The sequence below is a fragment of the Maribacter sp. ACAM166 genome (genome assembly GCF_005771495.1).
GTDB lineage: Bacteria > Bacteroidota > Bacteroidia > Flavobacteriales > Flavobacteriaceae > Maribacter.
In genome coordinates this window covers 21,382-30,142 of sequence record NZ_VAUW01000046.1, presented here as the reverse complement: position 1 = coordinate 30,142, position 8,761 = coordinate 21,382, and the positions used below count along the sequence as shown (strand labels likewise).

Annotated in this window: 8 protein-coding genes and 2 pseudogenes; 5 read left to right on the top strand and 5 right to left on the bottom strand. The window is 34.1% G+C overall.

The features are described 5' to 3' along the window. Positions 1-159: 159 nt before the first annotated feature. The 4 genes from mddA to ES765_RS19120 all read left to right on the top strand — a co-directional run bounded on the left by mddA (position 160) and on the right by ES765_RS19120 (position 4,022). Positions 160-867 carry a methanethiol S-methyltransferase gene (gene mddA / locus ES765_RS19135; RefSeq protein ID WP_138115952.1) on the top strand — a complete coding sequence of 236 codons (708 nt, stop codon included), beginning with the start codon at positions 160-162 and terminating at the stop codon, positions 865-867. Between the two features lie 11 nt (positions 868-878). After that, a complete protein-coding gene (locus tag ES765_RS19130; protein ID WP_138115951.1) occupies positions 879-1,910 on the top strand; it encodes an alpha/beta hydrolase in 1,032 nt (343 codons plus the stop codon). 589 nt (positions 1,911-2,499) lie between these two features. After that, on the top strand, positions 2,500-3,489 hold the full coding sequence (locus tag ES765_RS19125) for a formylglycine-generating enzyme family protein (RefSeq protein ID WP_138115950.1): 990 nt from the start codon (positions 2,500-2,502) through the stop codon (positions 3,487-3,489). 167 nt (positions 3,490-3,656) lie between these two features. Beyond that, entirely contained in the window at positions 3,657-4,022 is a 366-nt protein-coding gene (locus ES765_RS19120; RefSeq protein WP_138115949.1) for a hypothetical protein, read from the top strand. 143 nt (positions 4,023-4,165) lie between these two features. On the opposite strand, the pseudogene ES765_RS23010 reads toward ES765_RS19120, so the two are convergent. The 3 genes and pseudogenes from ES765_RS23010 to ES765_RS19105 all read right to left on the bottom strand — a co-directional run. Beyond that, positions 4,166-4,291: pseudogene (locus ES765_RS23010) on the bottom strand (integrase core domain-containing protein); the annotation flags it as partial. Positions 4,292-4,306: 15 nt separating this feature from the next. Then, a pseudogene (locus tag ES765_RS19110) lies at positions 4,307-4,653 on the bottom strand (transposase); the annotation flags it as partial. Positions 4,654-4,724: 71 nt separating this feature from the next. Beyond that, positions 4,725-5,606, bottom strand: a complete 882-nt coding sequence (locus ES765_RS19105; RefSeq protein ID WP_138115946.1) for a sterol desaturase family protein — start codon at positions 5,604-5,606, stop codon at positions 4,725-4,727. Between the two features lie 249 nt (positions 5,607-5,855). On the opposite strand from ES765_RS19105, the gene ES765_RS19100 reads away from it, so the two are divergent. Continuing rightward, positions 5,856-6,062: a DUF2892 domain-containing protein gene (locus ES765_RS19100; protein WP_138115945.1), complete on the top strand. Its 207-nt coding sequence runs from the start codon at positions 5,856-5,858 to the stop codon at positions 6,060-6,062. A gap of 183 nt (positions 6,063-6,245) precedes the next feature. Here ES765_RS19100 and ES765_RS19095 read toward each other — a convergent pair whose 3' ends face one another. Beyond that, positions 6,246-7,586 (bottom strand): OprD family outer membrane porin, encoded by a 1,341-nt coding sequence (locus ES765_RS19095; RefSeq protein ID WP_138115944.1) that lies wholly within the window; start codon positions 7,584-7,586, stop codon positions 6,246-6,248. A 5-nt stretch (positions 7,587-7,591) separates the two neighbouring features. Continuing rightward, positions 7,592-8,629 (bottom strand): c-type cytochrome, encoded by a 1,038-nt coding sequence (locus tag ES765_RS19090; RefSeq protein ID WP_138115943.1) that lies wholly within the window; start codon positions 8,627-8,629, stop codon positions 7,592-7,594. Positions 8,630-8,761 lie beyond the last annotated feature (132 nt).

Here is an 8,761-nt window from a genome sequence, read left to right as displayed (position 1 = left end):
ATAACTTCAACCACCCACATAAATCTTTAGGTAATAAATCACCTAAAGAGTGTATGCCCAGGTTTGATGAAGAATTTAAATTCTTCATCAAACCTGACCTAAATAATAATTATTTATCGAATTTAGAGGTGTCCTAAGACGGGGAAGCCTACATACGGAATTATAGCATACATTATTTTTCTTGTTGCTTTTCTTTACGCTATAGGATTTGTAGGGAATATTTATGTTCCAAAAACAATAGATTCTGGAATAGAACCCTCACTTATTAATGCCATTTTAACGAATACTATTTTGTTAAGTGTATTTGCCTTACAACATAGTATAATGGCTAGGCCTGCATTTAAAAAATGGTTTATCTCCATTTTTAGTCAAGCTATGGAGCGAAGCACCTATATTTTATTATCAAGTTTGGCGCTAATTTTAATGTACTGGCAATGGCAACCCATAACAACTATTGTATGGGAAACAGAAAATACTATTCTTTCCAGTGTCTTAACAGGACTGTTTTTTCTAGGCTGGATCATTGTATTACTGTCTACATTTATGATTAATCATTTCGAGCTTTTTGGTTTAGCTCAAATTTTTGATAACCTAAAGAACAAACAAACTGCTAATCCAAAATTTCAAACTAATTATTTATATAAGATTGTTAGGCACCCTATTATGCTAGGTTTTCTAATCGCCTTTTGGGCAACCCCAACTATGACAGCTGGACATTTATTTTTTGCCCTAGTAACTACTGTATATATTTTAATTGCAGTAAAATATTTAGAAGAAAAAGACCTTAAAAAGTTCATTGGAGAAAAATATGAAACCTATCAACAAGAAGTTCCGATGATAATTCCGTTTACAAAAAGAAAACAGTAAGCACAACGAATATGAAATTAGTTAAAACAATATTAATTATCCTGATTACTATATCATGTAGCTCACAGGTAACGTCAAATAACCACGCTAATAATAGTAACATTCAGGGTACAAAAGACAAAGAAATGTCTTTTAAAAAAATTGAATTTCCATCTGTAGGTGTAATGCTAAGAGGAAGGCTTTATCTTCCCGAAAACAATACCGTAGAACATCCATTAGTAATTATGGCTCACGGTTTTTCTGCAACTATTAATGGAATGGTTGCTGACAAGTATGCAGAAGAATTTTGCAAGGCTGGATTTACTGTTTTATTGTATGACCATCGCAATTTTGGAATAAGTGAAGGAACTCCAAGACAGGAACTCAATTATTGGGTGCAATGCAGAGGTTATATTGATGCTATAAATTTCGCTTACACTTTGAGCACTATCGATAACAATAAAATAACACTTTGGGGAGACAGTATTAGTAGTGCCGAAGCTTTAACTGTAGCGGCTGTTGATGAACGCGCGAAAGCAATCATAGGTCAAGTTCCTGCTTTTGGCGATGTGCAAGTTCCATTTGAAAAATCAGATGAAATGATGAAAAGTATCAAAGGTTTACTTTTAAATGAGCACTTAGAAGATTTAGAAAGAGAGGAAACCTCCACTATGGCTGTAGTATCTCCAAATCAAGACAACATGAATTCTGCACTCAAGGAACTTACTGCCTATCGTTGGTTTATTGAATATGGAGGTCGTTTTGATACCAAATGGCAAAATAGTGTTTCCTTTTCTACTTTTAAAAATGCACCAAAAAATTATCATAGGGGGATTGCAGCAACCTTAATAAAAGCTCCAATATTATTAGTTGTTGCCAAAAATGATGAAATGGAAGGAGCAAGTGCTCGTATAGCAAAGTCCGTTTTTGAAAAAATTAGCCAACCAAAGAAACTTGTTTATTTAGATGGAGGTCATTTTGGACTTTTAGAATATCCTAGTGATTTGTTTAATGAAGCAAGTAAAGCTCAGGTTGATTTTCTTAAAACCTTATTTAATAATTGATAGAAACTATGCGGAATAATGGCATAAATAATTACTTGGTCTTGCTTACTTACGAAAATTCTAGTAGAATTTAAATTCAGTATTTATTTACTAAATTACGTACTTAAACACGCAACTTAGCATAGCCCAACAAAGACATTTAAATCGCATTGTAAAGGAATATAACCTATATCAGGCCCCATAAAGCTTTGGGTATGGAAACTCCTGCTTCTATTCATAATTTATCCAACATGCCTTTTCCTTAAAGAATACTTAAATTCGAATATCAAGTCATTATGAAAATAATGAAGGTCTGTCAAAATGGAACCGTAGGTGGAAGTCATAATATTTGGGTTTATCTAACTGCAGCACTCAAAAGTAAATACGTGGCTACTCAGGATATGGGAAAGGGCATTTGGAAAGTGTTTTATAGAAACGTATTTTTAGGTTTCTATAATAAAAGCAATATTAGAGATAAACAAGTATCAATAAGGTTAAGTCAAAATATGGTGTGAACTATGTGCCTTAACGAACATATTAAGAACAGCTTCAAAGAATTAACCCTTTTCCATTTTTACTTGTCAAACAAAAGTACCAAAAAAAGAAAATTATGATAAAAAAATCAAATTTTGTAATTGCATTAAGTGTACTATTATTAACATTATCTTGTAGTAAAGATGATGACACAGCTCTTACTTCTTTTGATACTGGAAATAGTGAACTACCAACAAGCATAATTTTAAAAGATATTCCAGCAGGAACTTTTACAATGGGTGGTACTACTAGAGCTGGAGATTCGGCAACTGTAGGCATAACATTAACGGCTTTTAAAATATCAGAAAAAGAAATTACCAACCAACAATACATTGACTTTTTAAACAATGCTTATCTGGATGGTTGGATTACTGTTTCTTCTCAATCAGCTTCCGACCCTTGCGGAAGGTATACTGAAAACATGATAATTGGAGCAGGTGATGCGCCAAATGCTGGAGAAGTTTTCTTACAATTAGGAGAAACAGGTGGATGTACAAGTGGTGGAGAAGCAGAACATATTGACAATAAAAGTTGGATTTCTTTCAATAACTCAAGCAATACATTTGAATTGTTAGATGCATTAAAATCTGATTGGCCAGTAAATTGGGTAAAATGGTATGGTGCATATGCCTTTACACAATATTATGGTATTAGTTTACCAACAGAAGCACAATGGGAATATGTGGCAAGAGGGGCACAACAATTTGAGTATCCAACAGATGACGGAACATTATCAATAACAAAAGCAAACTATAATGGAGATACCCCTGGAGTTTATAATCCAGATGGACATTCCGTATCTGTTGGCTCTTATGCTGCAAACCCTTTTGGGTTATATGATATGGGAGGAAATGTTTGGGAATGGTGTCAAGATTATTACAGCGATTCATTTTACACAGACGGTGCTGTGAACCCTTTGAATAATACCCCGGGAACAGATTCGAAAAGAATAAGACGCGGTGGTGCTTGGAATTATCATTCTGAAACCTTATTAACTTACGCAAGAGCTTCTGATTTTGAAAATAGAGGAAATAATCATTTTGGATTTAGAGTTGTTAAAAACTAAAATATTACCTCCAACAACACCTAAAAACAACCCTACGGGTCACTAACCTCTATTTTTAGCCACAAGCAAGAGAAACATCGATAAAAAAAATTGACCTTCATGCACATACAATACCTACAGTAAGTGATAGCGACTTTAAATTTAGCTTACCAAAGGTTAAAGAATATGTGGAAAAGTTAGAGCTTGATGCTATCGCAATAACCAATCACAATACATTTGATTCAAAGCAATATTTTAAAATTCAGAATAGCTTATCAATTATAGTTTTTCCATGGATTGAAATTGACTTAGAAAGTGGTCATATTTTAGTAATTACGGACGCTAATGATTTTGAGATTTCTGATTTTGAGCAAAGATGTAAAAGAGTTTCAAATATTATAAGAACGAATGAAGATACTTTATCAATAGAGCAATTCAACGAAATATCCCCAGATTTATCAAAATATATCCTTATACCACACGCTGATAAAAAACCCAATATCAAACAAAAAACTATTGATTCTTTAAAGCCTCATATTGTAAGCTTCCCCTAATTAGAAATGTTTAGTTTTCTAAAACTTCATTAACAACAGTTACCTTTTCTGCTCATACTTTGTTTTACCAATCCATTATAGCTTTTTAGAATATTGGTAAATTTATAACTAGCATATTGAGAACCTCTGACCTCCTCCCATATTTAGGTACCGGTTATAACTAGAGAATCCAGGCTATTTTTATTCATTTTGATGTACTCGTTGGGGAACATGTCCCCCAACGAGCTGTGAGGTCTAAAGCTGTTGTAATCCTCTCTCCAAATATCGAACTTTTCCTGTACATCTTCTGAAGCTGGAAATTTAAATTTATGGTGTTTTACAAACCTATATTTCTCCAGTCTCCCTAGGAGAAGATGGCTATTGCCTTTTTTAGGATGTCGCACTCTAGTTCGGCATTCCTTAACCTTTTCTTCAACTCGGCTATTTCTTTTTGTTCATCGGTCAATTTAGGGTTGCCCTTGCCTGGTAAACTATTCTTGCCATATGAATTAGATTCCTTCCGCCAGCGGCTCAATACAGAGGTAGGTATGTCCAGTTCTCTGCATATTTCCACAACGCTACCACGAGCATAGCTCAACTCAATAGCCTTTTCCTTAAAAGCTACGGTGTAATTTCTTTTTTCTCTTGACATTTTTTAAAGTTAATTTTAAAAGCAAACACGCTCTTAACTTTATGTCCAGTTAAATATAGTAAGTCCACTTCCTATTTTTCTTTACGTTTAGGACTAAAACCGTGTATCACTTGTCCAAAGAAATTTTTAGGCAAGCTTTCATCTCCAGGATAACCTAATCGAACATTTCCGCTTTCTTCTGGAATATAATTTGTCTTAAATAGATAGTCCCATAGACTTAGACTAATGCCAAAATTAACACCAAAAACACCCTTTGGTAGGGAATAGGCATGATGGTACAAATGCATTACGGGATTATTGAACAAATACTTTAACGGACCCCATGTAATCTTAATATTCGAATGATTAAGATGACCTATCGTAATCGCTATAAAATGAACCACGTAAGCCTGTTCAGGTTCAAATCCACCTAAAATCATAACACCAAAGGTCTTTAGGGGTTTATAAAAAATATTTTCCATCCAATGGTATCGTAAATGTGCTGCAAAACCCATTTCCTTTACACTATGGTGCACTTTATGAAAATTCCAAAGAAACGCAAATTTGTGTAATAAAATATGGGTGAACCATTGTACAAAATCCAATACAACAAAGAACACTAATAATTGGCTCCACATAGGCCATTGAGATAAATTTATTACCGCCAAACTGTTCGCTGTAATTCCCAAATCAGTAAACAATACGTTTAACATCTTGTAAATACCACTTATGGCTATGGCGAATAAAAAGAAGTTGAAAAACATGTAAAAACCATCTAACCAAAAATCTTTTCTAAAAACACCTTGCTGCTTTCTCCATGGGAAAAGTATTTCCAAAAGCCAGACCAATAAAGATATAAGAATAAGACCCCAAAAATAATTGAGGTACCAGGGTACATCAAATAATATAGACTTCCACGTCCAGTTCAATGTTCCTGCTATAGCATTTAAAAATGCATCTAAATATGATTCCATCCTAATTATAATTTCTTAAATATACTTTCTAATAAACCGCAAAACAGTAACTATTGATACATACCCTATAAGTACCTATCACAACTAATGCATATGACAAATATCATATGCAATATAATAGGTTAACCTTACATTTCAATATGGGTTAACATATGATTATAATGCTGGCTGTTTTGTTCGAAATAATTTCACATCATTACAATTTTGGTCGCATAACACGAGATAATATCCTATTTAAAACCAATCATTATGAAAAAAAACATGGGAAGTACAGACCGCTTTATTAGAATCTTTATTGCTATTGCTGTCGGTGCTTTGTATTATTCAGATATAATAACGGGACCAATAGCCTACGTACTACTATCTTTCTCTGCCATATTTGTTATTACTAGTTTTAGTAGTTTTTGTCCGTTATACACACTATTTAGCATGAATACCTGTAAAATAAAAAAATAAGCGTCGTAATATTTTTTAAACCTAATAAAACGGCTTAAAAAACAGAACCTCAGGCTACTATATTTAGTATTGGATTTGATACTGCAACTAATTTGTTCGAAAAATATGGATTACGGTATCTATATTGGAGAAGATAATGATAAAAAAGTTCTCAATGCATTGGGAACTTTTTTTGTTCTAACGCTAAAAATTATAATTAAAAATTAAGTCTACATGAAGTAAATCTACTTTATTAAAATAGAAATTGGGATTGTTTGGAATAGCACCATTCCCAAGTTTAGACGAAATCAAAAGCTCTGGTTTTAAGCGTTTTAATTTTTTAATAGTAAAAAATACATCTAAGTTAATATGCGTATAATCTGGAACGGCATATTTATTCAAGATTGCATCTGTCACCTTAGGTTTCCAATGTCTGCCAACACTCAAAATAGTAGTGACCCTCAATTTTTCTTTAGTAACTTCTAACTCGTTTCTATACTTTAATACTAAGGCGTGATTATCAGCTGTGCCTTCACTGCGCTCTCGTTTTTGAAAACTGAATAAGTCTTCTCTACCCCATTCTCTTGGCGATAGAAATTGACCATGAGCTACTATTCTATTATATGCCAATGAAATGATTGTACAGTGATATGTATACGCCATTTTCAACCCTACTACATCGGCACTGTTTTGATTATAATAACGAAGGGAATCTATCCTATTTCCACCAGTTCCAATTTTATTCTGGTGTAACCACTCCCCTTCAATAGTTAACGTACTGGTTAGTTTCAATTTTGGTTTTAAATACAATGAATTAGAAATATTCTGAGTAAATTGATTCCATATTCCTAAACGTAGCTTTTGAGTAAGCTGTACTTCGGCATTTGTGAATATTATATAATCAGATTTTGTATTACCAGCATATAAACTCGCAGTACCACTTCGATTTCTACCAACAGGATATGTTCCAATGCTTTCTCCTATACCATAGAACTTGGCGGTAGATCGAGGTGCTATTTTATTAATTAATCCAAATTGAAAAATATTTAGATTTTTAGTTGTGTGCGTATACCAAAATCCTTGCGCCAAGGTTGGTATCATTCTCCCATCTTCTGGATTAACCAAAGGGGTATTGATTTTCAATCGGCCCACTGTAAAAGTATGTTTGGGTATTTTATATTTCGCATACAATTCGCCTAGTAAAAAAATTGCATCATTTTCAATATCTAAACGGTCAAACAAACCTTCTTCATACCTACTTAACCTTCCGGTACTTTCATCTGGAATGCTTAAATCTTGTAGTCCAAGGTTGGTAGCATTATAAACAGCTACTCCAATTTCAAGGGTATTGATGGGGTAGTACTGATATTTAAGTTTCCCTCCTGTTGCCAACGCTTCAAAATCTTTTAAATCGTCTTTGTTGAAGGTCGTCATATAATAGGTTCGCCATTGACCAGAAAGTTTACTCTTGGGTTTGACGCTAGTGGAATCTTGTGCCTCTAAAATCATCGGAATTAATAATAAAAACAATAAAACGTTCCGCATTCAGCTTATTTTGTTTTGGTAATACCGTATTCTTTTTTGTAAAATGCTATTATTGGAGGAAAGGGTCCGTACTTATGTTGTTCTGAAGAAAAACTATCTTCCCATGGGCCATATGGGGTTGATACTGGTTTCAATTTTTTATCTGGATAATCATTTGCTGTATTTAATTTGTGTGGACGCGAAAAACTGTTAATGTAGCCTGCTACATGATAAGCCTCCTCATCGGTAAGCTTGGGATTATCCCAAGTTGCCTGTAAATAAGGCATATTACTTTTAATAAACTCAGCAGCTGTAATCACACGATGCATTCCTGCTCCATCATTAAAACTATCTTCACCCCATAAAGGTGGATAGGTATACCTTTTGCCATCGCCAGGGTTAAAAACACCTTCACCATTTTCACCATGACATACCACACATTCCTTAGTGTAAATCTGCCTACCCTTTTCGAAATTAACCGCAACATTAGGAAGTTCAATTTTTGGATAACCTTTGTACTCCTTCTTTTTATTCTCTGGTAATCCTTCGCCAAGCCAACCCATATAGGCAACAATGGCATCCATCTTATCTGAATCTAAAGCTAGTTTTTTACCGTTCATACTTCGTTCCATACAGCCATTAATTCGATCTTCAATAGTGCCTATTCGATTACCTCGGCCTCCAAACTGGGGAAAGCGTTCCAAGACACCCACCCAAGATCCGGATCCGGCCTGTGCCCCTGCCTTTAAATGACAATTGGCACATGCAAGATTATTACCACTAAAGCGGTCTTTAGGATTCTCTGCCATAGGACCCATATATTTTGAGGTTTCCGCAATTAGATAATAACCACTGCTTACTTTATCAGACATTGTAGAACGTTCTGAAATCGCATCCTTTGGTAGCCATTGATTTTCAACCTCAAGTTCGGTAATACGTGCTGTACTATAATCGTCTACCTCTGGCTCATACGTATACAATGCAATAAACACAATGCCGACTAAGACAAATACCACACTAAATAGCTTAAAGAGCTGTTTCGCCAAAATGCGTAATTCTTCCATAATTGTATGAATTCGACCTTAAAAAGGTTTGATTACACTAAAATAGCAAACGAATCTAGAATTTTATCTTCATTATACCAGTAACAAGAGTTACAGATGAATAAAATATCAAAACTTACTTTTATTCTGATC

Excerpts from the sequence above, each read along its gene's own strand:
- ES765_RS19130 (WP_138115951.1), top strand. The coding sequence starts at position 879 with ATGAAATTAGTTAAAACAATATTAATTATCCTGATTACTATATCATGT.
- ES765_RS19125 (WP_138115950.1), top strand. The coding sequence starts at position 2,500 with ATGATAAAAAAATCAAATTTTGTAATTGCATTAAGTGTACTATTATTA.
- ES765_RS19105 (WP_138115946.1), bottom strand. The coding sequence starts at position 5,606 with ATGGAATCATATTTAGATGCATTTTTAAATGCTATAGCAGGAACATTG.
- ES765_RS19100 (WP_138115945.1), top strand. The coding sequence starts at position 5,856 with ATGAAAAAAAACATGGGAAGTACAGACCGCTTTATTAGAATCTTTATT.
- ES765_RS19095 (WP_138115944.1), bottom strand. The coding sequence starts at position 7,586 with ATGCGGAACGTTTTATTGTTTTTATTATTAATTCCGATGATTTTAGAG.
- ES765_RS19090 (WP_138115943.1), bottom strand. The coding sequence starts at position 8,629 with ATGGAAGAATTACGCATTTTGGCGAAACAGCTCTTTAAGCTATTTAGT.